We start from the raw sequence: 25,418 nt of genomic DNA on the forward strand, positions 1-25,418 counted from the left end.
GGGAGACGCTCAATCTCCCGCATATGATGGGCTTGCCTAACCGCACCCTCGAACCGATCTCGAGAAGCTGGTCTTTTTGTGCCAATGACATCGAATTGGGTCCCGCACAGGATCCGGTTCAGGCGACAATCTCTTCGGGATTGCGCGGACGCTAACCTCGCAAGGGGAAGGCTGAAGCGACAGTCCCTTCGGGATTGCGCAGGTGGGCATTGGCAATGAGAACGATCAAGTGTCTTAAGGGCAATTGGTGGATGCCTTGGCATGCACAGGCGATGAAGGACGTGATACGCTGCGATAAGCTACGGGGAGGTGCGAATACCCTTTGATCCGTAGATTTCCGAATGGGGAAACCCACCTAAGGTACTTGGAAAATCAGAGCAGCCGGAGGTCGCAAGGCCGACTTGCTGCTGTGGTTTCCAAGTATCGATAATAGGTAACTTACCCTGAATACATAGGGGTAAAGTGGCGAACGCGGGGAACTGAAACATCTAAGTACCCGTAGGAAAGGACATCAACCGAGACTCCGGAAGTAGTGGCGAGCGAACCCGGACCAGGCCAGTGGCGATTGAGAGACAAGCGGAACCTTCTGGAAAGTAGGGCCATAGTGGGTGACAGCCCCGTACGCGTAATGCAATCACTCGTCCTCGAGTAAGGCGGGACACGTGAAATCCTGTCTGAAATTGGGGGGACCACCCTCCAAGCCTAAGTACTCGTGCATGACCGATAGCGAACTAGTACCGTGAGGGAAAGGTGAAAAGCACCCCGACAAGGGGAGTGAAAGAGTACCTGAAACCGATTGCCTACAAACAGTGGAAGCCCAAGGTTCGTCCTGGGTGACCACGTACCTTTTGTATAATGGGTCAGCGACTTAGTGTGACGAGCAAGCTTAAACCGCTAGGTGTAGGCGCAGCGAAAGCGAGTCTGAATAGGGCGTTCAGTTCGTCGCATTAGACCCGAAACCGAGTGATCTAGCCATGAGCAGGTTGAAGGTAAGGTAACACTTACTGGAGGACCGAACCCATAACTGTTGCAATAGTTCGGGATGACTTGTGGCTAGGGGTGAAAGGCCAATCAAACTCGGAAATAGCTGGTTCTCCGCGAAATCTATTTAGGTAGAGCGTCGACCGAATACCCCAGGGGGTAGAGCACTGGATGGGCTAGGGGTCCTCACCGGATTACCAAACCTAACCAAACTCCGAATACCTGGGAGTACTAGTCGGCAGACACACGGCGGGTGCTAACGTCCGTCGTGAAAAGGGAAACAACCCTGACCTACAGCTAAGGTCCCCAAGTTATGGCTAAGTGGGAAAGGATGTGAGGATCCCAAAACAACCAGGATGTTGGCTTAGAAGCAGCCATCATTTAAAGAAAGCGTAACAGCTCACTGGTCTAAATAAGGGTCTTTGCGCCGAAAATGTAACGGGGCTAAAGCCATACACCGAAGCTTAGGGTTTGGTCCGCAAGGGCCAAGCGGTAGCGGAGCGTTCTGTAAGCTGATGAAGCCATACCCGTGAGGGGTGGTGGAGGTATCAGAAGTGCGAATGCTGACATGAGTAACGTAAGGGGAGTGAGAGACTCCCCCGCCGAAAGACCAAGGGTTCCTGCTTAAAGCTAATCTGAGCAGGGTTAGCCGGCCCCTAAGACGAGGCGGAAACGCGTAGTCGATGGGAACCACGTTAATATTCGTGGGCTTGGAGGTAGTGACGGATCATTGAGGTAGTCCAATCTTATCGGATTGAACGGGCTGCTGCGTGGTTCCAGGAAATAGCTCCTCCTTATAAACCGTACCCGAAACCGACACTGGTGGTCTGGTAGAGTATACCAAGGCGCTTGAGAGAACTATGCTGAAGGAACTCGGCAAATTGCACGCGTAACTTCGGAAGAAGCGTGACCCTTTTCTACGCAAGTAGAGGAGGGTGGCACAGACCAGGGGGTAGCGACTGTTTATCAAAAACACAGGGCTCTGCGAAGTCGCAAGACGACGTATAGGGTCTGACGCCTGCCCGGTGCTGGAAGGTTAAGAGGAGGGGTGCAAGCTCTGAATCGAAGCCCCAGTAAACGGCGGCCGTAACTATAACGGTCCTAAGGTAGCGAAATTCCTTGTCGGGTAAGTTCCGACCTGCACGAATGGCGTAACGACTTCCCCGCTGTCTCCAGCATAGACTCAGTGAAATTGAATTCCCCGTGAAGATGCGGGGTTCCTGCGGTTAGACGGAAAGACCCCGTGCACCTTTACTATAGCTTTACATTGGCATTCGTAGTGGCATGTGTAGGATAGGTGGTAGGCTTTGAAACCTGGGCGCCAGCTCAGGTGGAGCCACCCTTGAAATACCACCCTTATTACTATGGATGTCTAACCGCGGCCCGTTATCCGGGTCCGGGACAATGTATGGTGGGTAGTTTGACTGGGGCGGTCGCCTCCTAAAGAGTAACGGAGGCGCGCGATGGTGGGCTCAGAACGGTCGGAAATCGTTCGCTGAGTGCAATGGCATAAGCCTGCCTGACTGCGAGACTGACAAGTCGAGCAGAGACGAAAGTCGGTCATAGTGATCCGGTGGTCCCGCGTGGAAGGGCCATCGCTCAACGGATAAAAGGTACGCCGGGGATAACAGGCTGATGACCCCCAAGAGTCCATATCGACGGGGTTGTTTGGCACCTCGATGTCGACTCATCGCATCCTGGGGCTGGAGCAGGTCCCAAGGGTATGGCTGTTCGCCATTTAAAGCGGTACGTGAGTTGGGTTCAGAACGTCGTGAGACAGTTCGGTCCCTATCTGCCGTGGGTGTAGGAATATTGAAAGGATCTGTCCCTAGTACGAGAGGACCGGGATGGACGGATCTCTGGTGGACCTGTTGTGGCGCCAGCCGCATAGCAGGGTAGCTATATCCGGACGGGATAACCGCTGAAGGCATCTAAGCGGGAAACCCACCTTAAAACGAGTATTCCCTGAGAACCGTGGAAGACGACCACGTTGATAGGCCGGGTGTGGAAGAGCGGCAACGCTTGAAGCTTACCGGTACTAATAGTTCGATCGGCTTGATCGTTCTCATTCCTTATGCTCATCGCTCCAAATCGGAGGATGACAGGCACAAAAAAGACCAGCGAATAGCCCCGAGAGGCACCCGACAGCTCCGCTGCCGATGCCTCTTTGTGCTCCTTCGCTCAAAAGCTTCTCGAACAACGTGCGTTTTGCCGACCTGGTGGTTATGGCGGAGCGGCTGCACCCGATCCCATTCCGAACTCGGCCGTGAAACGCTCCAGCGCTGATGGTACTTCGTCTCAAGACGCGGGAGAGTAGGTCGCTGCCAGGTCTGCTAAACGCACGTTGAACTCACATCCAATCGGATGGAGTGATGTCTTCTCTTTATGAAATGGCCCGCCAAGGGATCACGGGCCGCGTAAGCGGCCCTTTCATTTGGTCAGCTATATACCTATCTGTAGGCCTCGGCTTACACAAAAAAGCAAGCAAACGCTTGCTTAGGAACGCAAGCAAGCGCTTGCTTAGATTAGCAAGCAAACGCTTGCTAAGATTAGCAAGCAAACGCTTGCTAAGAGGTGACGCGGGGTGGAGCAGCCCGGTAGCTCGTCAGGCTCATAACCTGAAGGTCACAGGTTCAAATCCTGTCCCCGCAACCAAACTTCACTAAACAAACAGCCCGCCTCGTGCGGGCTCTTTTGTTTTTTGCCCTGGTGCCGGCGTTTAACCCGTCATGTCATCAGGCGCCCCCAAGCAGGCCAAGCCCAAGCCGCCAGACAGAAAACTCAAATCCTCTCCCCAACCAAACTTCGGTAAGCAAACAATCCGCCAGGAACAATGCCGGCGGACCGTTTTGATGTTCATCTTGGCTGGCCACCGATTGCCCCGGATCAGGCGCCCGCAACAAGGCGAAGCCCAGCTGCGGAACAAAAAAACCAATCCCGTCCCCTGCAAACCAATCTGCACCAAACAAACAGTTCGCCAGGCACCAGCCAGCGGGCCGTTCGCATTCGGGGGACAGCCGAAGGTTCTCGGAATACTCCGGGTGGTCAAGGCTGCTGTAAGCCGACGCAGCAGCAGACTTCTTGGCCAAGCGACATGGAGAGCGTCACGCCGCGCCCGGAGCAGATGCTTATCAAACAAGATCTGGGCTTCACGTGATAAGACGCGGCCGGCGGGAGGGCACCGCGCGAACTCCTGGGTGCAGATACTCCAACCACACTCCCCGGTTCGCGGCCAAAAAGGCCGGAAAGGCCTTGCCTGGCCCACCTTGGCGGCCTGCGACCACCTTCGTCGACCGGAGCGTATGACTCCCCGGAAGTAGGTTGTGAAATATATTTCAATATCTGAATTATATTGACAACATGCGCCGAGGTTGTAATGTCCCGATCGTCGGCTTTCGGAGGAAGGTCGGCATCATCAAATCCATACGGCAGCGCTCGGTGAGCGCCTGCGACGGTCATTGAGGATGGCTTCGGCCAAGGGAGGAAACTTGCGCAAATTTCTGAGCACGCTCGCAATCGCGGCGGCTGCATCGACCTGCTTTGGGTCGATGCAGGTACGCGCCGAAACCCCAAACCCGTTCAAATGCGAGCCGGGTGAAAAATACGTCATGAACGTCATGGTCTCGGGCGTCGAATACTGGTTCCCGGTCTATGAAATGTTCAAGCAGGCCGGCCAGCAGTTCGGCTGCGAGACCGCCTATACGGGTACGCCGGAATACGACGTCAACAAGCAGATCGCCACCTTCGACCAGGCACTGGCGCAGAAGCCGGCCGGCATATTGGTGCATCCGATGAATTCCGATCCATTCATAGAGCCGATCAACCGCGCCATCGAACAGGGCACCGCGGTGGTGACCTTCGCCGCCGACTCGCCGAATTCCAAGCGCGTCTCCTACATCACTTCCGACAACAATGCCGAAGGCACCTATGCCGCCGACGCCGTTGCCAAGGCGATGGACGGCAAGGGCGAATATGCGGTGCTGGAGAATCCCGGCCAGGACAACCACGACAAGCGCGTCAACGCGTTCGTTGCCCGCATGGAAGCCAAATGGCCTGACATGAAGCTCGTCGGCCGCGCCGCTTCGAACCAGGATCCCACCAAGGCCTATCAGGCGGTTCTGAGCCTGGCGCAGGCGCATCCTGATCTTGGCGCCGTGTTCATGCCGGAGGCCAACTCGGCCATCGGCGCTGCCCAGGCCGCCAAGGAAGGCGGTGGCAAGATCCGCGTCATGCTCGCCGACGTCAACGCCAAGATCCTCGACATGATCAAGGCCGGCGAGATCTTCGGCTCGGTCAATCCAAACCAGGGCATGCAGGGCTATATGGGCTTCATGCTGTTGTGGATGGCCAAGCATCCCGGCCTGATCGATCCGATGAACGACGCCAAGCGTTCGGGTTTCAACCCGATGAGCGTGCCCTTCGTCGACAATGGCTTCTCCATTGTCTCCAAGGACAATGCGGATGACTTCTACTGGGACAAGTACCTCAAGCGTCGCGGCACCAAGGGCATCGAGGAATAGTCTCGATCTCGCCGCCCGGCCTCGGCATGGCCGGATTAACCGGGAAGGAGGCTTCGGCCTCCTTCCTCCCCCGCAGGTTCATCGCAGGAGCACGGCGTGACCCAGGCGCCCATTCTTGAAATCCGTGGCCTGTCCAAGGCGTTCGGCCCGGTCAAGGCGCTGAGCGACGTACGGTTCGAGCTGCGGCGCGGCGAAATCCATGCACTGTGCGGAGAGAACGGCGCCGGCAAGTCGACGCTGATGAACATGATCGCCGGTGTATTGCAGCCCGACGAGGGCGACATCCTGATCGATGGCGAGCGCATTTCGATCCACTCGCCCGCAGCCGCGCAACGTCTCGGCATTGCGCTTGTCCACCAGGAGATCGCGCTCTGCCAGGACGCGACGGTTGCCGAAAACATCTACATGGCCGCGATCAACAGCCGGCGCGCGCCGCTGATGAATTTCCAAAAACTCTACGCCGACGCCCAGAAGGTCATGGACCTGCTCGCGCCCATTCCGGTGCGTACCAGGGTTGCCGACCTCTCCATTTCCAACCAGCAGCTTGTCGAGATCGCCAAGGCGCTGACGCTCGACTGCAAGGTGCTGATGCTCGATGAGCCGACCGCGGCGCTGACCGAAAGCGAAGCGCAGCGTCTGTTCTCGATCGTGCGCGGGCTCAAGGAGCGGGGCATTTCGGTGGTCTATATCAGCCACCGCATGGCCGAGATCTTCTCGCTGTGCGACCGCGTCACCGTCTTCCGCGACGGCCGCTACGTGGCGACCGATCCGATCGCAACCGTCTCACCGGACGATGTCGTACGCAAGATGGTCGGCCGCGAAATCACCCAGCTCTATCCCGACAAGCTGGCGCCGCAGGAGCCTGGGCGCCTGCTTCTCTCGGTCGAGGGGCTTTCCGATGGCCGCCGTTTCGCCGACGTCGATCTGCAGCTTCGTGCCGGCGAAATTCTGGGCATAGGCGGCCTGATCGGCGCCGGCCGCAGCGAGATCGCGCAAACGGTCTGTGGTCTGAGGCCAAGGACGTCTGGAACCGTCGCGCTCGACGGAAAGCAGCTCCGGCTGCGCGGCTATGGCGATGCGGTCAAGGCGGGGCTGGTCTACCTTTCCGAGGACCGCAAAGGCTCCGGCGTGTTCCTCGATCTGCCGATCGCGGCGAACATCTCCGCGCTCGACCTCGCCAGGCTGACCGGGCGCCTCGGCCTGCTTGACCGCAAGGCCGAGGATCGTCAGGCGAAGGAGCTGACCGGCAGGCTCGGCGTGCGCATGGCCGGCATCGATGCCGCCGTCTCGACGCTGAGCGGTGGCAACCAGCAGAAGGTCGCCATCGCCAGGCAGCTGTCCGTCAGTCCCAAAGTCATCATCATGGACGAGCCGACGCGCGGGATCGATGTCGGCGCCAAGGTCGAGATCCACCGGCTGCTGCGCCAGCTTGCCGGCAGCGGTGTCGGCGTCATCGTCATCTCGTCGGAACTGCCGGAGCTGATTGGCTTGTGCGACCGCGTTGTCGTGGTGCGCGAAGGCAGGATCGCCGGCGAACTCACCGCCAGCGAGCTCGGCGAGGAAGCCATCATCATGCTCGCCTCTGGCGTTCAAGACAGTTCAAATCAAAGGCAGGCCCAGAATGTCGCCTAGGGAATCAGGAGAAGCGCTCGTGCACGCCGAGATCAAGGCCGCCGGGCGGCGCATCAATTTCGCTCAGCTCGCCTCGATGCGCGAGGCCGGGCTGATCGTCATCATCCTGGCGCTGTGCATCGCCATGAGCTTCGCCTCGCCGCACTTCCTGACATGGGGCAATTTCCGCGCCATGCTGATGAGCTTTTCCATCGAAGGCATCGTCGTCGTCGGAATGACGATCCTGCTCATCGTCGGCGGCATCGACCTTTCCGTCGGCTCGGTCGTGTGTTTCTCGATGGTGGTCTCGGGTGCGCTGTTCCTTGCCGGCCTCGATCCCTGGACGGCAAGCCTGATCGGCATCGGCGTCAGCGCGCTGATCGGCGCGGCGATGGGCTTCTTCGTCACGGTGATAGGCCTCAATCATTTCATCACGTCGCTGGCGGCCATGGTCATCGTGCGCGGCATGTGCCTGGTCGTCACCAAAGGTACGCCGCTGTCGCTGTTCACCCTGCCGCCGGCCTTCAAGGCCATCGGCCAGGGCAGCTTCAACAACATCCCCTATGTCATCCTGATCTTCATCGTCGTGGTGGCGATCTTCGACTTCCTGCTGCGTCGCGCCACGGCCTTCCGCAAGGTTTTCTACACCGGCTCCAACGAGAAGGCCGCGCAGTTCTCCGGCATCAGGACCAATCAGGTGAAGTTCTGGGTCACGGTGCTGTGCTCGACGCTGGCCGGACTGGCCGGTGTCATCTACATGGCGCGCTTCGGCGCGGCGACACCGACCTTCGGCGCCGGCATGGAACTCAACATCATCGCCGCGGCCGTCATCGGCGGCGCCTCGCTCAATGGTGGCTCGGGCACCATCTTCGGAGCGATCCTCGGCATGGCGTTGCTGTCGGTGGTGACGAGCTCGCTTATCCTGCTCGATGTCTCGGTCTATTGGCAGGACATGATCAAGGGATGCATCCTGCTCGCAGCCGTATCGATCGATCACTTCCTGCATCGCAAGAAGTCCTGAACTCTAAAGGCACCGCAGCAAGACCATGGCCCCTCCCAACACCCGCGACGACATCGCCGCTGTTCGTCAAATGCACCAGGCGCTTGTCCTGCATTACGTCGAAGGCAAGACCCAGGCCGAGATCGCCGGGGAACTCGGCATCTCGCACGCGACGGTCAACCGGCTGATCAAGCGCGGCCACCAGCTCGGCCTCGTCGAGATCAAGATCAAGTCACCGATCGACCATCTGGTCGACCTGGAAGCACGGCTGGTTGCGCTGGGCGGCATCGAGCGGGCGATGGTGGTGCCGTCGGTCTCCGAGAATCCGCACACGGCCCTGCAGCGGGTCGGCGAGGCGGCGGCTGGGCTGCTGCTCGACACCATCAAGGACGGCGACACGATCTCGATCACCGGCGGCAAGGGCGTCAGCGCGCTGGTCGCCGGTCTCAAGCCGGGGCGCCGATATGACGTCGAGATCATTCCCGCAACCGGCCTGGTGCAGGGCAAGCACTACACCGACGTCAACCACGTCGCCTCGCTGATGGCCGACAAGCTCGGCGGCCGCGCCTATCAGATTCATGCGCCGCTGTTTGCCGACACCGTGCAGCAGCGCGAAATGCTGATGGGCATCAGCTCCGTCGCCGACGTGTTTCGCAAGGCGCGCGAGGCGGATGTCGCGGTGGTGGGTGTCGGCTCCATCCTGACCGACGATTCCAGCTACTACGACCTGCATCCGTCCTCGAATGCCGATCGCCAGGCGATCGAGAAGTCCGGGGCGACAGGCGAGCTGCTCGCTCATCTCATCGACCGCCAGGGCAAGCTTTGCAACTACTCGCTCAACCGTTCGCTGGTCTCGTTGACGCTTGACGAGTTCGCGACCATCCCGCGCTCGATCGGCATTGCAAGCGGCCCCAGCAAGGTCGCGCCGATCCTCGCCGCCCTTCGCGGCAACCATCTCGACACCATCGTCACGGACGAGGCCACGGGGCTCCAGATCCTCGAGCTGGCCGAACAGGAGGTAGCATGAATTCTCGACAGATCCAGCGGCAGATCGGCAAGTCCGGCATATCGGCGTCGGCCGTAGGCCTGGGCACCTGGGCGATTGGCGGGTGGATGTGGGGCGGCACCGACGAGAAGGAGTCGGTCAGGGCGATCGAAGCCTCGATCGATGCCGGCCTCAGCCTGATCGACACAGCGCCGGCCTACGGTCTTGGCCGCAGCGAGGCGATCGTCGGCACCGCCATCAAGGGCAAGCGCGACAAAGTGGTGATCGCGACCAAATGCGGGCTGAACTGGCATTCGGGCAAGGGCGGCCATTTCTTCGATCAGGACGGCAAGCCTGTGCATCGCTATCTCGGCGCCGACGGCATTGCCTATGAGGTCGAGCAGAGCCTGCGCCGTCTGGGCACCGACTACATCGACCTCTATATCACCCATTGGCAGGATCCGACGACCCCGATCGCCGAGACGGTGGCGGTGCTGGAAAAGCTCAAGGCAGCCGGCAAGATCCGCGCCATTGGCGCCAGCAACATCAGCGCCGAGGATCTTGGCCAGTATATCGATGCCGGCCAGCTCGATGCGATCCAGGAGCGCTATTCGATGATCGACCGCGACCTCGAGAGCAGCCTGCTGCCGATCACCCGCCGCCATGACATTGCCACCCTCAGCTACTCGTCGCTGGCGCTGGGCCTGCTCACCGGCACGGTCGACCCGGGCCGCACATTCGGCGGCGACGACCAGCGCAAGGACAACCCACGCTTTTCCACGGCCAACCGGCAGAAGGTCGCAAAGCTGAAAGAGGCCATCGCCCCGATCTCCGAGAGCCACCAGGCGTCGATGGCGCAGATCGTCATCGCCTGGACGCTCGCCCAGCCGGGCATCACCTTCGCCCTGTGCGGCGCGCGCAATCCCGAACAGGCGCTCGACAATGCACGGGCCGGCGAGATCACGCTTGCGGCAAGCGAGCTAGCGGCAATCGACGCCGCGGCAGCCGCGCATCTCACCGCGATGGATGCCTGAGCAAAAAAGGCAACAGCCCCGATGAACCGAAGCCATACGTTAGCCGGTCTGCGCGACCGGCCTGATATCGCCGTGCTCGTCATCGGTGGCGGCATCAACGGCATCAGCGTCTTTCGCGAACTGGCCCTGCAAGGCGTCGATGTCGTGCTGGCGGAAAAGGGCGATTATTGCAGCGGCGCCAGCGCCGCCCTGTCGCGCATGGTGCATGGCGGCCTGCGCTACCTTGAAAACGGCGAATTCAAACTGGTGCGCGAATCGCTGCTCGAACGCGACCGGCTGCTGAGGAATGCCCCGCACTATGTGGCTCCGCTGCCGACGACGGTGCCGATCTTCGACATTTTCTCCGGTCTCGCCAACGGTGCGGTGCGTTTCCTGGGGCTGACGCGGCGGCCCAGCCGGCGCGGGGCGCTGGTCATCAAGGCTGGGCTTGCCATGTATGACCTTTTCACCGCTGCACGGCGTATGATGCCGACGCACCGGTTCAGGGGCCGCGCCGAAACCCTGAAGACATGGCCGGCGATCAACCCGGCGATCCGCAATTCGGCGACCTACTACGACGCCTGGGTGAGCCGGCCCGAGCGCCTCGGCCTGGAGATGCTGCTGGACGCCATGGCGAGCGCGACGAATGCCCGCGCCTTGAACTATGCGCAGGTGTCGTCGACAGGCGATGGCCTTGTCATCACCGACACGCTGACCGGCGAAGAGCTGCCGGTGCGGCCGCAACTGGTCATCAACGCCACCGGCGGCTGGATCGACCTGACCAACAAGGCCATCGGGGCAACGGCGCAGACGATGATGGGCGGTACCAAGGGGTCGCATCTGATCGTCGACAACGGCGAACTGCTCGACGCGCTCGGCGGCCATATGGTCTACTATGAGAACGAGGACGGGCGCATCTGCATCCTGTTTCCCTATCTAGGCAAGGTGCTGATCGGCTCGACCGACATCCGGGTGGACGATCCGGACCAGGTCCGTTGCGAAGAGGACGAGCAGCGCTACATCCTGCAGTCGCTCGCCTTCGTCTTCCCCTCGATCAAGGTTAGCGATGACCAGATCGTGTTCCGCTTTGCCGGCGTGCGTCCTTTGCCCGCCAGCGAAGACAGTTTTACGGGCCGCATACCGCGCGATCATTTTTGCGAGTTCGTCGAACCGGCCGGACATCTGCCGGCGACGTTGTGCATGATCGGCGGCAAGTGGACCACCTTCCGTTCGTTTGGAGCGCTGGCCGCCGACATGGCGCTGAAGCGGCTCGGCCTCGCGCGCAGCCAGGGCACGCAGGACATGGCCATCGGTGGCGGCCGCGATTTCCCCGCCGATCCGGACGCCTGGTGCGCGTCATTCGCCGCCGAGCATGGCCTGCCGGTCGAGCGCGCGCGCACACTTCTGCAGCGCTATGGCACGTCGGCCAGGGATTTCGTTTCGCACCCGGCGGGCGAACAGATGCTGCCGCGGTCGGACTATTCGGCAAACGAGATAGGGCGCATCATCGAGCGCGAGCAGGTCGAGTGCCTCGCCGACCTGTTCCTGCGCCGCACCGCCATCGCCATTTCGGGCGGTCTCAGTTTCGACCTCGTCAATGCCGTTCTCGACATGCTGGCGGCGCACAAGGGCTGGAGCGCCAGCGAGGCCGCCACCCAGCGCTCGACCTTCCTCACCTTGCTGGCCTACCGGCACGGCATCGATCTCCAGACGCATCAAAGGAGCGCCCTATGCGCATAAACAAGAAAGTCCGCATGAACCGGCTGTTCGATGGCGGCCGCTGCCTCGACGTAGCCATCGATCACGGTGTCTGCAACGAGCCGAGCTTCCTTGCCGGGCTGGAAGACATGGCCGGTGTCGTCACCCAGTTGGTCAAGGCGGGCCCCGACGCCATCCAGATGAACTACGGCCAGGCCGATCTGCTGCAGGCCGTGCCGGGCAAGGACAAGCCGGCGCTGGTGATGCGCATCGACATGGGCAATCCCTATAACAGGATACGCCACCGCGCGATGTGGGCGGTGCTGCAGAACGAAGCCGAGCCCTTGCTTGGCGCCATCGAGATGGATGCGGCTTGCGTCGTGGTCAATCTGTTCATGCTGCCCGACGAACCCGACCTGTTCCGGCAATGCGTGCAGAACATCGCCCGCGTGCGCGCCGATTGCGAGAAATACGGCCTGCCGCTGATGATCGAGCCGCTGGCCATGCTGCCGGTCGCAGAGCATGGCGGCTACATGGTCGACGGCGATGCCGAAAAGATCGTCACCTTGACCCGGCTTGCCCGTGAAATGGGTGCTGATATCGTCAAGGCCGATCCGACCACCGATCCCAACGACTTCCACCGCGTCGTCGAGGCGGCGCGCTGCCCGGTGCTGGTGCGCGGCGGCGGCAAGGAGGATCTGCGTGCCGTGTTCGACAAGTCGGCCGCCTTGATGGCACAGGGTGCGCTTGGCATGGTCTATGGCCGCAACATCTACCAGCACGCCAACCCGAGCGCTGTCGTGCGCGGGCTGATGGCGATCATTCACGACGATGCCGATGGCGGCACGGCCTGGGATCTGTACAACCAGGCCTAGGCTGCGGCCTCGGGAGGCGCCAATGGCAAGCTATATCCTCGGTCTCGATGCCGGCAACACCGTCATCAAGGCCATCCTCTTCGACCTGTCCGGCCGCGAACTGGCATTCGCCGCCCGTGACGGCCGCTCGTCCATGCCAAAGCCCGGACATGTCGAACGCGACCTCGACGAACTCTGGCGCAACGCGGTTTCGGTCATCGGCCAATGCATCGCTGAAGCCGGCATCGACGCCGGCGAGATAGTCGCCATCGGCTGCGCCGGTCATGGCAACGGGCTCTACGCGCTCGATCGCACGGGCGCGCCATTGATCGGCATCCAGTCGCTCGACACACGCGCGGTCGGCATCGTTGCCGAATGGGCAAAACAGAATGTCGGCGACCGCACCTATGCACATTGCCTGCAACGGCCGTGGGCGGCGCAGACGCCGACCCTGCTTGCCTGGCTCAAGCGCTTTTCGCCGGCTTTGTTCGCCAGCATCGGAACTGTGTTCCTGTGCAAGGATTTCGTCGTCAACCGCCTGACTGGTGCGCGCAGCAGCGACACTTCAGACATGTCGGGCTGCGGCCTGCTGCAGATGCAGGACCGCCGCTACGAGCCGGACCTGCTTGCCGCCTATGGGCTCGGCGATTGCATGGACCTGCTGCCGCCAGTGCTGGAATCGGCCGACATTGCCGGTCATGTGAGCGCGGAGGTGGCGGCCCTGACGGGACTGCGCGCCGGCACGCCGGTCGTCGCCGGGCTGTTCGATGTCGTCGCCAGTGCGGTCGGTTCGGGCGTGACCAGAACCGGCGCCGCATCGGTTATCGCAGGGACCTGGAGCATCAACCAGGTCATCACCGACGAACCGATCCGCGACCAGTCGATCTTCATGCTGTCGACTTTCGACCGCCAGCGCTATCTGGCGATCGAATCCAGTGCCACCTCGGCCGCCAATCTCGAATGGATCGTTCGCGAATTCCTCGAACATGGTGGCGAAGCCGGCAAGTCGCCGTTCGAATTGTGCAGCGAACTGGTGGCGTCCGTCGATCCCAACAGCGACATCCCGATCTATCATCCCTTCCTCTACGGCTCGCAGCAGAATGGCCATGCGCGCGCCGGCTTCTACGGCATCGCCGGCTGGCACAGCCGGGCCCATCTGCTGCGTGCGCTGTTCGAGGGCGTTGCCTTCGAGCATAAGCGCCATGTCGAGACCTTGCACAAAGCGGGCGCTGATTTCGACCAGGTGGTGCTGTCGGGCGGCGGCTCGCGCAGCAGCGTCTGGCCGCAGATATTCGCCGATGTGCTCGGCGTGCCCGTCACCGTGGCGCGCAGCCGCGAAACCGGCGCGCTGGGAGCGGCGATCGCGGCGGGCACCGGCGTCGGCATTTTCGCGGACTACAGCGCAGGTGCCGCCGCCATGACTGCGGCCGCCCGACATTTTGTACCCAACGAGGCGGTTGCCGATGCATATGCGGGACGGTATCGACTGTACGGCGAGATCAACCAGGCGATGACCCCGATGTGGGAGCGCATCGCCGGACAGCAGGCGCGCACGTGACCGAAGCTCCACCGTCCCCGTTCGGCAGTTACGACTACGTCATCGTCGGCGCCGGCTCCGCCGGCTGCGTGCTCGCCAACCGGCTCTCCGCCGATCCGCGCAACAATGTGCTGCTGCTCGAGGCCGGCGGCAGCGACCGCTATCACTGGGTCGATATCCCGATCGGCTATCTCTTCTGCATGGGCAACCCGCGCACCGACTGGATGATGAAGACCGAGCCGGAAGCCGGTCTCAATGGACGCAGCCTCAACTATCCGCGCGGCAAGGTGCTTGGCGGCTGTTCATCGATCAACGGCATGATCTACATGCGCGGCCAGGCAGCCGACTACGATGGCTGGCGTCAGGCCGGCAATGCCGGCTGGGGCTGGGACGACGTGTTGCCCTATTTCCTCAAATCGGAAGACTATCACGGCGGCAAAGGCGCCATGCACGGGAGCGGCGGCGAGTGGCGGGTCGAACGGCAACGGCTGTCATGGCCAATCCTTGACGCCTTCCGGGACGCGGCCGAGGAACTCGGCATTCCGCGCACCGAAGACTTCAACACCGGCACCAATGAAGGCTCGGGCTATTTCGAGGTCAACCAAAGGAAGGGCGTGCGCTGGAACACATCGAAGGCCTTCCTGCGCGGTATAGCGGCGCGCAAGAACCTGCGCGTGGTGCTCGGCGCGGAGACCGAACGGCTCGAATTCGACGGCCGGCGCGTCACCGGCCTGATTTTCCGCCGAGGCGGCCGCCTGCATCAGGTCCGCGCTGGACAGACGATCCTTGCGGCCGGTGCCATCAACTCGCCGAAGCTGCTCGAACTGTCGGGGGTGGGCCGCCCCGACCTGCTTTCGAGCATCGGCGTGGATGTTCGTCACGCCTTGCCGGGCGTCGGAGAAAACCTGCAGGACCATTTGCAGATCCGCACGGTCTTCAAGGTCGCCAACACCGCCACGCTCAACCAGCGCTACCACAATCTGGTCAGCCGTGCGTCGATGGGGCTGGAATACGCGCTCAAGCGCAGCGGGCCGCTGTCGATGGCGCCGAGCCAGCTCGGCATCTTCGCCAGGAGCGATCCGCGTCTCGCAACCCCCGACCTCGAATACCATGTGCAGCCGCTGAGCACCGACCGTCTGGGCGAGCCGCTGCATCGCTTTCCCGCGGTCACCGTCTCGGTCTGCAATCTGCGTCCCGAAAGCCGGGGCAGCGTGCACATGGGTTCAGCCGACGTGCGGGAGGCGGCGAAGATCCGGCCGAACTATCTTTCCACCGAGGGGGACCGCAGCGTGGCCGTCGCGTCGTTGCGTCATGTCCGCAGTTTGATGAAGGCACAGGCGGTGGCGCGCTTTGCGCCGGAAGAGATGCTGCCCGGCACGCAGTATGACAGCGACGAAGAACTCATCCGCAAGGCCGGCGATATCGGCACGACGATCTTCCACCCCGTCGGCACCTGCAAGATGGGTTCGGATACGATGGCGGTGGTCGACGACGGCCTGCGTGTTCACGGGCTTGGCGGGCTGCGCGTGGTCGATGCCTCGATCATGCCGACAATCGTCTCGGGCAACACCAACTCGCCGGTCGTCATGATCGCGGAAAAGGCAGCCGAGATGATCCTGCAAGAGGCCCGCTGACCGCCATCGGCTTCAAGCCGCGGCAACACCGCGCGATCGCCGTCTCTCGGCCGCCGCGAGCAGATCGACGAAGGTGCGCACCTTGGCGGGCCGGAACCGGGCCGGCGGAAAGACCGCGTGGATGCCGCCTGACGGCAGGCTCCAGTCGGCAAACACCGGCACCAGCCGTCCTTCGGCGATATCGTCGCTGACACTGTAGTCCGGAAAGACGCCGAGCCCGATGCCGGCGAGCACGCAAGCCAGGGCGGCGGGGCTCTTGTCGCACATGATCACCGGATTGAGCTCGGTCAGCACCGTCTCGCCATCCCTGGAAAACAGCCATTGGCCGATGCCGCGCAACTGGGTGTTGCCGACCCAGGCCAGCGATCTTGCCTGGCGCGGCGTCACGTCGGGCGGCAGGCTCGCCGCGAAGCCAGGGCTCGCCACCACGATCTGCCGGATCGTCCCCAGGCGCCGCGCCTGGTTCGAGGAATCGGTGAGCCAGCCGACGCGGATGCCGAGATCGATCTGCTCGTCCACCAGATTGCTGACGGCGTCGTCGAAGATCGCCTCGACGCGCATATGCGGGTAGGTTCTGAGATAGGCGGCCATGACCGGAGCCACGATCTTGGTGCCGTAGTCGAGTGGCGCCGTCAGCCTCAGCGTTCCGCTCGGTTCGACGGCTCCGCGCGAGATTTCGCCATAGGCCGCCTCCGCTTCGCGCAGGATGATCATCGCGCGGTCATAGAAGAGGCGGCCCTCTTCGGTCGGCGTGACACGCCGGGTCGTGCGCTGCAGCAGCGTTGCGCCCAGCTCCTCTTCGAGCTTGCCGATCTGATGGCTGACCACGGCCTTGGCGACGCCAAGCCGGTCGGCCGCGGCAGTGAAAGAGCCGGTTTCCATGACCGTGGTGAAGTAGGCGAGTCGATTGAGGTTCAGAAGTTCGGCCAAGCTGGCTGCCCTTTGTATGATCAGATCAGACAGTTTGTATAATTGGGCGCCATTTATCGCAAGGCTGCCGTCTGCCACATATGAGCGACGGCCTCGACGAGTCCGGTGGCCGGGCAGGAATGGCAGCGACTATGAGCAATTCAGAAGTGACCTATCTTTTCGATCCGCTCTGCGGCTGGTGCTATGGCGCCACTCCGATGCTCGACCGGTTGTCGGCCGCCGGCCTGAACGTCGAACTGCTGCCGACCGGCCTGTTTTCCGGCGCCGGCGCGCGTCCGATGGATGAAGGCTTTGCGGCGCATGCCTGGGCGAACGACCAGCGCATCGAGCGCCTGACCGGACAATCCTTCACGCCGGCCTATCGGCACAATGTCCTCAATGTCCGTGGGACCCTGCTCGACTCACATGCCGCCACACTCGGCATCAGTGCCGCTGGCCTGGAAGATCCCAGCCGCCGGCTTGCGGCGCTGAAGACGATCCAGCATGCGCGCTATGTAGAAGGACGCGATGTCGTGACGATCGGCGGTGTGGCCGAGGTGCTCGCCGCCGCCGGCATGGCGGACGCCGCCGAAATGCTCAAGGCGCCGACTGAAACATTGCTGACGGCTCACCGCGATCTGGTTGGCCGTGGCCGTGCGCTGTTCCAGCGCCTGCATGCCGATGGCGTACCTTCGCTCTCGGTCATCCGCAATGATGCGCCCCGGCTCATCGGTTCGAACGCGCTGTTCGGCAGCTTCGACAATCTCGTCGCCCATATCGCGGCGGCGTGATCCCATCCTCCAGACCCCAACAAGAAATAAGGAAACAGACATGGCAAAAGTCGCTCTCATTGGTGCATCGGGCGCCGTCGGTTCACGCCTTCTCAGGGAACTCTCCGATCGCGGCCACACCGTCACCGGCATTGCGCGCAACCCGGAAAAGATCGCCGCGCTTCCGGGCGTGACGGCGAAGAAGGGCGATGTCTTCGACAGACAAGGTCTCGCCGACCTGATCCGCGGCCATGACGCGGTGATCAGCTCCGTGCATTTCCTGGACAGCGATGCCGATACGCTGATCGAGGCGGTGCGCGCCTCCGGCGTGAAGCGCTATCTCGTCGTCGGCGGCGCCGGCAGTCTCGAAGTCGCACCGGGCAAGCGGCTGGTCGATAGCCCCGACTTCCCTGACATCTACAAGGCCGAAGCGCAGAAAGGCGCCGACTTCCTGGACAGATTGAAGACGGTCGACGACCTCGATTGGACGTTCCTGTCGCCATCCGCCATGTTCGTGCCTGGCGAGCGCACCGGCAAATTCCGCCTCGGCAAGGACACACTTCTCGCCTCCGACAAGGGCAGCAGCATTTCCTTCGAGGACTACGCGATCGTCATGGTCGACGAGATCGAGAAGCCAGCCCATATCAGGCAGCGCTTCACCGTCGGCTATTGAGCGAACGGGTGGCGGCGGCCGGGTCTCAATCGAGGCCGGCCGACGCCAGCCGCATCAGGGTCCGGTTCAATCTCGGTGCTGCCGCCACCAGCGCCTTGCCGATGGCCGATTGCGGTGCGTCGATGACGGTTTGGGCATCGCCACTTTCGGCAATCCGGCCGGCATCGAGAAGGATGACGCGGTGGGCGACCGACCTGATGACGCCGAGATCATGTGAAATGAAGAGATAGGCGATCTTTTCCTGGCGTTGCAGGTCGATCAAAAGCTCGAGGATCTCCCCGCGCACGGAGACGTCGAGCGCCGACACCGCCTCGTCGAGCACGATCAGCGACGGCTTCGTGGCGATGGCGCGGGCAATGGCGACGCGCTGCCGCTGTCCGCCGGAGATCTCATGGATGGCACGCGGGGCGAGGTTCGCCGTCAGCCCGACGCGCTCCAGCAAGGCGGCGATGCGGCGCGGGCGCTCGGCGCGGGAGGCGATGCCATGGATGCGTAGGGGATCGTCGAGCACACGCGCCACCGTGGCGCGCGGATTGAAGGCGGCCAATGGATCCTGGAACACCATTTGCAGGCGTGCGCGGCGTGCTCGCAGCGCTGTGCTGCGCAGGGCCAGGAAATCGTCGCTTTCGAATTCGATGCGCCCGGCGTCCGGCTCGATCAATCGCAGCACCAACCGCGCGATCGTCGACTTGCCGCTGCCGGAAGGTCCGGCCAATGCCAGCGTTTCGCCGGGGTCGATGTGAAAGGAGACATCGTCGACGGCAGCGATGGTCTTGTTGCCGCGACGGTAGCGCTTGGTCAGGTTGGACACCGCCAGCAGGCTCATGCGTGGAGCCTTGCTCGGTTCAGCAATGGCCTGGTGTCGAGGCCGATATGGGCATCAAGCAGTGCGCGCGTATAGGGCTGGGCCGGGGCGCCGACAATCTGCGCCGTCATGCCAAGCTCGACCAACTGGCCATGACGGAAAACAGCGACACGCTCGGCAAGCTCGGCCGCCAGCGCGATGTCGTGGCTGATGAACAGCAGCGTCATGCCGTCCTCGGTCACCAGGCGTCGGATCAAGGCGACGATCTCGGCCTGCACGATGGTATCGAGCGCGCTGGTCGCTTCGTCGGCGATCAGCAATTTCGGACCGGCCGCAATGGCTGCGGCGATCGCCACACGCTGCTTCTGGCCGCCGGAAAGCTGATGCGGGAAGGCGCGCAAGGCTGAGTCCGGGTCCGGCAGGCGGACGCGCTCCAGCAGGCTTTTGGCCCTGGCATAGGACTGGGACCAGGTGAGGCCGAGATGGGTGCGGGCGACTTCGGCGATTTGCTTGCCGATGGTCATGACAGGATCGAGGCTGGCTGAGGGGTCCTGGAAGACGAAGCCGATGTCGCGGCCGAGGCGGGGGATGTAGCTCTGTTTGAGGGAAGACTTTCGGACTTCGCGCTCTAAGAGGCCCCCCTCTGTCCTGCCGGACATCTCCCCCTCAAGGGGGGAGATTGCGCCCTTATTTCCGCCTTCGCCAATCACCAACGTTGCAGGAGATGAGCCGACAGCGAAACTGCCAATCTCCCCCCTTGAGGGGGAGATGTCCGGCAGGACAGAGGGGGGCGCCTTGGCGCCCAACGGCGGATGTAAGAACCAATCGATCCGCCCATCAACCTTGGCGGACGCAGGCAGCAGCCCGGCAATCGCCAGTGCCAGCGTGCTTTTGCCTGAACCGCTTTCGCCGATGATGGCGAGGCGTTCGCCATTGGCAATATCGAGGCTTACACTCCTCAGCGCTGCCACCTCATTGCTGTCACGGCGGTAGGTCACCGTCAGGTCGCGGATCGAAGCGAGCGTGGTCACGACAGGCCTCTCCTGACTGCTGTCGTCTCGACAATGCCTTCGCCGGCGAGATAGACGCCGAGCACGGTCAGCACCAACGCTATGCCCGGGACAATCGACAGGAAGGGCGCGGTACGCAGGACGGCGCGGCCTTCGGCGATCATTCCGCCCCAGGTGACCCGGTTGGGATCGCCCAGGCCGAGGAACGACAACGCCGCTTCGGTGAGGATCGCGGCGGCGACGATCACCGACGACATCGCCAGCACCGGCGGCAGGGCATTGGGCAGCACCTCGCGAAAGGCGATCGCCAGCGGGTGCATGCCGATGACCCTGGCTCCGGCGACATAATCGCGTTCGCGAATGGAGAGGACTTCCGCGCGGGCGACCCGGGCTGGTCCGGTCCAGGTGCCGAGCGCGATGGCAATCACGACGACGCCGAGCGACGGTCCGACGACGCTGACGAAGGCCAGTGCCAGCAGGAAGCTCGGCACGGTCTGGAAGGCGTCGGTGATGCGCATCAGCACCTCGTCGACGAGGCCGCCGGCAAAGCCGGCCAATGTGCCGACCACGGCGCCGACGACAAGTGCGGCGGCCGCAGCCGCGAGCCCGACAGCCAGCGATGTGCGGGCGCCGTGGAAAAGCTCGGCCAGTACGTCGCGGCCAAGCCGGTCGGTGCCGAGCGGCAGCGACCAGTCCTGGAACGGCGGCAGCAGCGCCGGGCCGGCGATGGCCTGCGGGTCGCCGGGGAACAGCAGCGACGCCGACAGCGCCATAGCGATCAGCGCCGCCAGGAGCATGGCGCCGGCGACCGCCTCGGGCGTGCGCAGAAAGCGGCGGAGCGGGCTCATGCGCCGGCCTCGCTGGCGCCTACGCGCGGATCGAGCAAGGCGTAGGCGATGTCGACGAGCAAATTGATGACGATGACCAGGACGGCGCTGGTGAGGATAATGCCGAGCAGAAGCGGCGTATCGCGGGAGGCGACCGCCTCCTGCGCCAGGCGGCCGAGGCCGGGCACGGAAAACACGCTCTCGATAACGACGCTGCCGCCGAGCATCTGCGCCGATTGCAGGCCGAGCATGGTGACCAGCGGCAGCAATGCGTTGCGGGCGACGTGGGCGAGCACGATGCGGCGGCGTGACAATCCTTTGGCGCGTGCGGCCAGGACGAAATCCTGCCGCCAGACCTCGGCCATGCCGGCGCGCATCATGCGCAGATAGAGCGCCAGGTAGATGAATCCGAGGGCGGAAACGGGCAGGGCGAGATGGATGGCAATGTCGGCTGCGCGATCAAGGCCGGTCTTGTCAGAGGCCAGGGTTTCGATGCCGCCGATCGGCAGCCAGCGGAGGTCGACGGCAAAGACGACGATCAGCACCAGTCCGAGCCAGAAACCCGGCACGGCATAGAGCGCGAGCGAGCCGATCGACAGGAAGCGGTCGCGAAAACTGCCCGGACGCGCGCCGGCATAGATGCCGAGTGCCGAGCCGAGCCCGAAGGAGAGCGCGGTGGCGCTGACCATCAACAGCAGCGTGTTGGGCAGGCGTTCGAGGATCACGTCGCGGATCGGCCTGGAGAAGGTCACCGACTGCCCGAGATCGAGATGCAACAGCGCCCAGAGATAGTTGGCGAGCCGCGTCAGCTCCGACTGGTCGAGACCCCAGCGATGTCGCAACAGCTCGATCATGCCGGCGTCGCCACCGGTCGAGACGATATAGGCGTCGACCGCGTCGCCGGGGGCGGCCTCGAGCAAAAGGAACGTGCCGACGACGACGATCAGCAGCACGAAGACACTGCCGATAAGGCGACGGCGGATGAGCGTGAGGGCGCGGGTCATGCGGGCGTCGGAGGCTTGGCACTGAGTCGCCCAAGAGAGATGTCGCGCCTGAGCGCCCCCCTCTGTCCTGCCGGACATCTCCCCCTCAAGGGGGGAGATCGGAAGTCATTTATGGTTTCGCCAATGTTCGACGCTGCAGGAAAATCAGCCGACGGTGCGGCCAGCCAATCTCCCCCCTTGAGGGGGAGATGTCCGGCAGGACAGAGGGGGGCCTCGTAGGGCTCAACGCCTACGCTGATTTCGCGAATTTTCATCCGCGCAATTCTGTCACGATTCCAAATACGTGTCCGCCCAGTTCGACACCGCCCAGCGCGGGTTGTTGGCGATGTTGCCGACCGTGTCGCGCGCGACGCTGATAAAACTCCATTCGGCGACGTTGATCAGCGGCAGGTCGGTGGCCACCTCCTTCTGGAATTCCTTGTAGAGGTCGGTGCGGGCTGATGTATCGAGCGTCTCCGACGCCTTGGCGATGAGCGCGTCGAGCGCGTCGTTCTTGTAGCCGCCCTGGTTGGAGAACGGCACGCCGTCCGGAATGCCGCTCTGCACCAGAATGGTGGTCGAGATCGCCGGATCGCCGCGGAACACCGGCGGGCCGACAGCGAGGTCGAAGGCGTGGTCGGTGTAGACCGCCTTGATGTGCGCGGCCGAGTCGTTGTTGACCAGCTGAGCATCGATGCCGATGGCGGCGAGCGCCTGGCGCAGATAGTCGCCGAACTGCTTGGTCTCGTTGAAATAGGGCGCAGGCAGCAGCTTGAGCGAAAAGCGGTTGCCGTCGGCGCCTTTCTTGTAGCCAGCCTCGTCAAGCAGCGCGTTGGCCTTGGCGACGTCGAAGGCATAGGTCGGCACGTCGGCGGTGTAGAATTGCGGATCGTTCTTCGGCACCGGGCCGGTGGCTGTCGCGGCATAGCCGAGGAACACCGTCTTGACGACGAAATCCTTGTCGATGGCATGCGCGATCGCCTGGCGGACTTTGACGTCGGCCAGTTCCTTGCGGCGATGGTTGATCTCGACGACAAGCTGATAGGTCAGCCCTTCATAGCCCTTGGAAATCACCTTCAGGCCCGGCACCTTGGAGATGCGGTCGAGGTCGGCCAGCGGCACGGCGGAAAAGGCCGCCAGCTGAATCTCTTCAGCCTCCAGCGCGCTCGCCGCTGACGTGCGATCCGGCAGCACCTGATAGATGATCTCGTCGAGATAGGGCTCGTCCTTGCCCCAGTAATCGGTGTTCTTCGTCAGCCGGTAATATTGGCCGGCCTTGTGCTCGCCGAATTTGAACGGTCCGGTGCCGATCGGCGCGTTGTTGGCCGGGTTTTCCGCGATCTTGCCGACCTCATAGATGTGCTTCGGCACCACGCTGCTCAGCGCCGGCAGCGCGTTGCGGATCAGTTGGAACGGCGTCGGCTTGGCGAACTTAAACACGGCGGTGAGATCGTCGGGGGTGTCGACGCTGGCCAGATCCTTGAACACAGTGCGGCCGAGATTCTGCAGCGGCTTCCAGATCTGCAGCGCCGAGAAGGCGACGTCGGCCGAGGTGAACGGCTTGCCGTCATGCCATTTGACGCCGTCGCGCAGTTTGAACGTCACCGAGAGCCCGTCGGCGGCACCTTCCCAGCTCAGCGCCAGCCGTGGCGCGAGACCGTCCTTGCCGTCGAAGGAGGCTTCGGCCAGCGTTTCGACGATCTTGCTGGAGATGAAGAAGACGCCGTTGGAGGCGACGATCGCCGGGTTGAGGTTGCGCGGTTCGGAATCGGCGGCAAGCACCAGCCGCCCGCCCTTCTTTGGCGTCTGCGCCCAGCCCGGTGCCGGCATTGCGGTGGAGGCCAGCAGCATTGCCGAGCCGGCAAGCATCGTGCGTCTGGAAATCGTGAAACCTGACATGATCGAACTCCGTCCTCTCCGCGACCCGGTCGGGTGCGCCAATACCCCTCAGACGCCGGCAAGCCCACCGGCATCCTTGCGGCGGCGATTATGAGCCTTGCCGAGGGTTTCGCCAGAGACGGAATTGGCGCATCCTCGCTTGGCTTTGAAATTTTCGTCCGCTGGACCAGTTTGGAGGGCGTGGCTCAATTTGATCATTCTGGTAGGACCAGATTGATTGAATATGTGACGAATGACAACACAGAAACATAGAGAGGCGACATTTCATCTGTTTCTGGCTGGACCAGAACGGGCAAAATGGTGCAGATTTGACCGCTGCCAAGGGATCGGGAGCGGAACAGCGGCGATCCGGCTATTCAGGGAGAGACAGATGAACATTGCTCCGGGCAAGAATGCGGTCGGCAATATCCCGTTCGACCAGGCAAGGGTCGACCGGCTGATGGAGGAGGCCGGCATCGATGTGCTGCTCGCCACCTCCAAGCACAACACGCAATACCTGCTGGGCGGCTACAAGTTCATTTTCTTCGCCGCCATGGATGCGATCGGCCACAGCCGATACCTGCCGATCATGGTGTACGAAAAGGGCGGGCCGGACCATGCCGCCTATATCGGCAACCGCATGGAGGGCGGCGAGCATCAGAACAACCCGTTCTGGACGCCGACGCTGCACGCCGCCTGCTGGGGCACGCTCGACGCCGCCAACCTTGCGGTCGAGCATCTGCAGAAGATCGGCAAGGCGGGCGCGCGCATCGGCATCGAGCCCGGCTTCCTGCCGTCGGACGCCTATACGCTGATCCGCAAGGCGTTGCCGGATGCCAGGCTGATCGATGCGACCGACATGCTGGAGCGCATGCGCGCCATCAAGACCGATGCCGAACTGGAGAAGCTGCGCACGGCCTCTGAACTGATCACCGATTCCATGCTGGCGACCATAGCCTGGGCGCGCGAAGGCACGACCAAGGGCGAGATCATCGAACAGCTGCGGCGCGAGGAAACCAATCGCGGCATCCATTTCGAATATTGCCTGCTGACGCTGGGCTCCAGCCACAACCGCGCCGCCTCGCCGCAGGCGTGGAAGCAAGGCGAGGTGCTGTCAATCGATTCCGGCGGCAACTATCACGGCTATATCGGCGACCTCTGCCGGATGGGCATTCTCGGGGAACCGGATGCCGAACTGGAAGATCTGCTGGCCGAGGTCGAGACGGTGCAGCAGGCGGCCTTCTCAAAAGTCAAAGCGGGCACGCTGGGCGGCGACATGATTTCCCATGCCGAGGGCGTGCTGAAGGCTTCGAAGGTCGCGGCCTACACGGATTTCTTCGCCCATGGCATGGGCCTGATCACGCACGAGGCGCCGTTCCTGATGACCAACCACCCGGTGACCTATGAAGGCACCTATGCGGCCAAGCCGCTGGAAAGGAACATGGTGCTGTCGGTGGAGACAACCATGCTTCACCCGACGCGGGGCTTCATCAAGCTGGAGGACACGCTGGCGGTGACGGATGCTGGTTATGCGATGTTCGGCGACCGGGGTCGGGGCTGGAACAGGGGTGGTACTCTTTAGGACGAAGGCGGGCGCTGCCCCTCATCCGCCTGCCGGCACCTTCTCCCCGTATAGTGACGGGGAGAAGAGGGGCAGTGTCCGAACCGGATAGATAGGTAACAGAATGGACTGATTAGATGGGTGACAGTTTTCTTGTCCGCCGGGAGGA

The 25,418-nt window shown here is 62.7% G+C and carries 19 protein-coding genes, 1 tRNA gene and 2 rRNA genes; 15 read left to right on the plus strand and 7 right to left on the minus strand.

Features of this window, described 5'->3' with window-relative positions; all coding sequences use genetic code 11:
• The first annotated feature begins 223 nt into the window (after window positions 1-223).
• From AC0L24_RS22375 to AC0L24_RS22385, 3 genes are all read left to right on the plus strand, one after another.
• Window positions 224-3,044: ribosomal RNA gene (locus AC0L24_RS22375) — 23S ribosomal RNA — on the plus strand.
• A gap of 152 nt (window positions 3,045-3,196) precedes the next feature.
• Window positions 3,197-3,311: ribosomal RNA gene (gene rrf / locus AC0L24_RS22380) — 5S ribosomal RNA — on the plus strand.
• Between the two features lie 248 nt (window positions 3,312-3,559).
• A tRNA-Met gene (locus tag AC0L24_RS22385) sits at window positions 3,560-3,636 on the plus strand.
• An 80-nt stretch (window positions 3,637-3,716) separates the two neighbouring features.
• On the opposite strand, the gene AC0L24_RS22390 is transcribed toward AC0L24_RS22385, so the two are convergent.
• Window positions 3,717-4,070, minus strand: a complete 354-nt coding sequence (locus AC0L24_RS22390) for a hypothetical protein (RefSeq protein ID WP_127395615.1) — start codon at window positions 4,068-4,070, stop codon at window positions 3,717-3,719.
• 399 nt (window positions 4,071-4,469) lie between these two features.
• Here AC0L24_RS22390 and AC0L24_RS22395 point away from each other — a divergent pair, with 399 nt between their 5' ends.
• The 9 genes from AC0L24_RS22395 (at window position 4,470) to AC0L24_RS22435 (ending at window position 15,833) form a co-directional block, all read left to right on the plus strand.
• Window positions 4,470-5,501 (plus strand): substrate-binding domain-containing protein, encoded by a 1,032-nt coding sequence (locus AC0L24_RS22395; protein ID WP_013529471.1) that lies wholly within the window; start codon window positions 4,470-4,472, stop codon window positions 5,499-5,501.
• A gap of 96 nt (window positions 5,502-5,597) precedes the next feature.
• Complete coding sequence (locus AC0L24_RS22400; RefSeq protein ID WP_127809239.1) at window positions 5,598-7,133, plus strand: sugar ABC transporter ATP-binding protein; 1,536 nt, start codon at window positions 5,598-5,600, stop codon at window positions 7,131-7,133.
• Between the two features lie 76 nt (window positions 7,134-7,209).
• Window positions 7,210-8,133 carry an ABC transporter permease gene (locus AC0L24_RS22405; protein ID WP_236383556.1) on the plus strand — a complete coding sequence of 308 codons (924 nt, stop codon included), beginning with the start codon at window positions 7,210-7,212 and terminating at the stop codon, window positions 8,131-8,133.
• Window positions 8,134-8,158: 25 nt separating this feature from the next.
• Window positions 8,159-9,139, plus strand: coding sequence for a sugar-binding transcriptional regulator (locus AC0L24_RS22410; RefSeq protein WP_127321031.1), 981 nt, complete (start codon window positions 8,159-8,161; stop codon window positions 9,137-9,139).
• Entirely contained in the window at window positions 9,136-10,131 is a 996-nt protein-coding gene (locus AC0L24_RS22415; RefSeq protein ID WP_473564160.1) for an aldo/keto reductase, read from the plus strand. Before AC0L24_RS22410 ends, AC0L24_RS22415 begins: the two co-directional genes overlap by 4 nt.
• 21 nt (window positions 10,132-10,152) lie before the next feature.
• A complete protein-coding gene (locus tag AC0L24_RS22420; protein ID WP_127809241.1) occupies window positions 10,153-11,850 on the plus strand; it encodes a glycerol-3-phosphate dehydrogenase/oxidase in 1,698 nt (565 codons plus the stop codon).
• Entirely contained in the window at window positions 11,841-12,683 is an 843-nt protein-coding gene (locus AC0L24_RS22425) for a class I fructose-bisphosphate aldolase (protein ID WP_127809242.1), read from the plus strand. The genes AC0L24_RS22420 and AC0L24_RS22425 overlap by 10 nt, the downstream gene beginning before the upstream one ends.
• A 22-nt stretch (window positions 12,684-12,705) precedes the next feature.
• A complete protein-coding gene (locus tag AC0L24_RS22430; RefSeq protein ID WP_127809243.1) occupies window positions 12,706-14,220 on the plus strand; it encodes an FGGY-family carbohydrate kinase in 1,515 nt (504 codons plus the stop codon).
• Window positions 14,217-15,833, plus strand: coding sequence for a GMC family oxidoreductase (locus tag AC0L24_RS22435; RefSeq protein WP_127809244.1), 1,617 nt, complete (start codon window positions 14,217-14,219; stop codon window positions 15,831-15,833). Before AC0L24_RS22430 ends, AC0L24_RS22435 begins: the two co-directional genes overlap by 4 nt.
• Before the next feature lie 12 nt (window positions 15,834-15,845).
• On the opposite strand, the gene AC0L24_RS22440 is transcribed toward AC0L24_RS22435, so the two are convergent.
• Window positions 15,846-16,763 (minus strand): LysR family transcriptional regulator, encoded by a 918-nt coding sequence (locus AC0L24_RS22440; protein ID WP_127809245.1) that lies wholly within the window; start codon window positions 16,761-16,763, stop codon window positions 15,846-15,848.
• A gap of 131 nt (window positions 16,764-16,894) precedes the next feature.
• Here AC0L24_RS22440 and AC0L24_RS22445 point away from each other — a divergent pair, with 131 nt between their 5' ends.
• Window positions 16,895-17,533, plus strand: a complete 639-nt coding sequence (locus AC0L24_RS22445) for a DsbA family protein (protein ID WP_127397363.1) — start codon at window positions 16,895-16,897, stop codon at window positions 17,531-17,533.
• A 40-nt stretch (window positions 17,534-17,573) separates the two neighbouring features.
• Complete coding sequence (locus AC0L24_RS22450; RefSeq protein WP_127809246.1) at window positions 17,574-18,185, plus strand: NAD(P)-dependent oxidoreductase; 612 nt, start codon at window positions 17,574-17,576, stop codon at window positions 18,183-18,185.
• A gap of 25 nt (window positions 18,186-18,210) precedes the next feature.
• Here the strand turns inward: AC0L24_RS22450 and AC0L24_RS22455 are convergent, their stop codons facing one another.
• From AC0L24_RS22455 to AC0L24_RS22475, 5 genes are all read right to left on the minus strand, one after another.
• On the minus strand, window positions 18,211-19,011 hold the full coding sequence (locus tag AC0L24_RS22455) for an ATP-binding cassette domain-containing protein (protein WP_292334155.1): 801 nt from the start codon (window positions 19,009-19,011) through the stop codon (window positions 18,211-18,213).
• Complete coding sequence (locus tag AC0L24_RS22460; protein WP_292334153.1) at window positions 19,008-20,021, minus strand: ABC transporter ATP-binding protein; 1,014 nt, start codon at window positions 20,019-20,021, stop codon at window positions 19,008-19,010. Before AC0L24_RS22460 ends, AC0L24_RS22455 begins: the two co-directional genes overlap by 4 nt.
• Window positions 20,018-20,848: an ABC transporter permease gene (locus AC0L24_RS22465; protein WP_127809248.1), complete on the minus strand. Its 831-nt coding sequence runs from the start codon at window positions 20,846-20,848 to the stop codon at window positions 20,018-20,020. The genes AC0L24_RS22460 and AC0L24_RS22465 overlap by 4 nt, the downstream gene beginning before the upstream one ends.
• Entirely contained in the window at window positions 20,845-21,831 is a 987-nt protein-coding gene (locus AC0L24_RS22470) for an ABC transporter permease (protein WP_127809249.1), read from the minus strand. The genes AC0L24_RS22465 and AC0L24_RS22470 overlap by 4 nt, the downstream gene beginning before the upstream one ends.
• 267 nt (window positions 21,832-22,098) lie before the next feature.
• Window positions 22,099-23,709, minus strand: coding sequence for an ABC transporter substrate-binding protein (locus AC0L24_RS22475; protein WP_128363551.1), 1,611 nt, complete (start codon window positions 23,707-23,709; stop codon window positions 22,099-22,101).
• Between the two features lie 370 nt (window positions 23,710-24,079).
• Here AC0L24_RS22475 and AC0L24_RS22480 point away from each other — a divergent pair, with 370 nt between their 5' ends.
• Complete coding sequence (locus tag AC0L24_RS22480) at window positions 24,080-25,270, plus strand: M24 family metallopeptidase (protein WP_292141543.1); 1,191 nt, start codon at window positions 24,080-24,082, stop codon at window positions 25,268-25,270.
• The last annotated feature ends 148 nt before the right edge of the window (window positions 25,271-25,418 follow it).

This window comes from Mesorhizobium sp. WSM4809 (assembly GCF_055811655.1).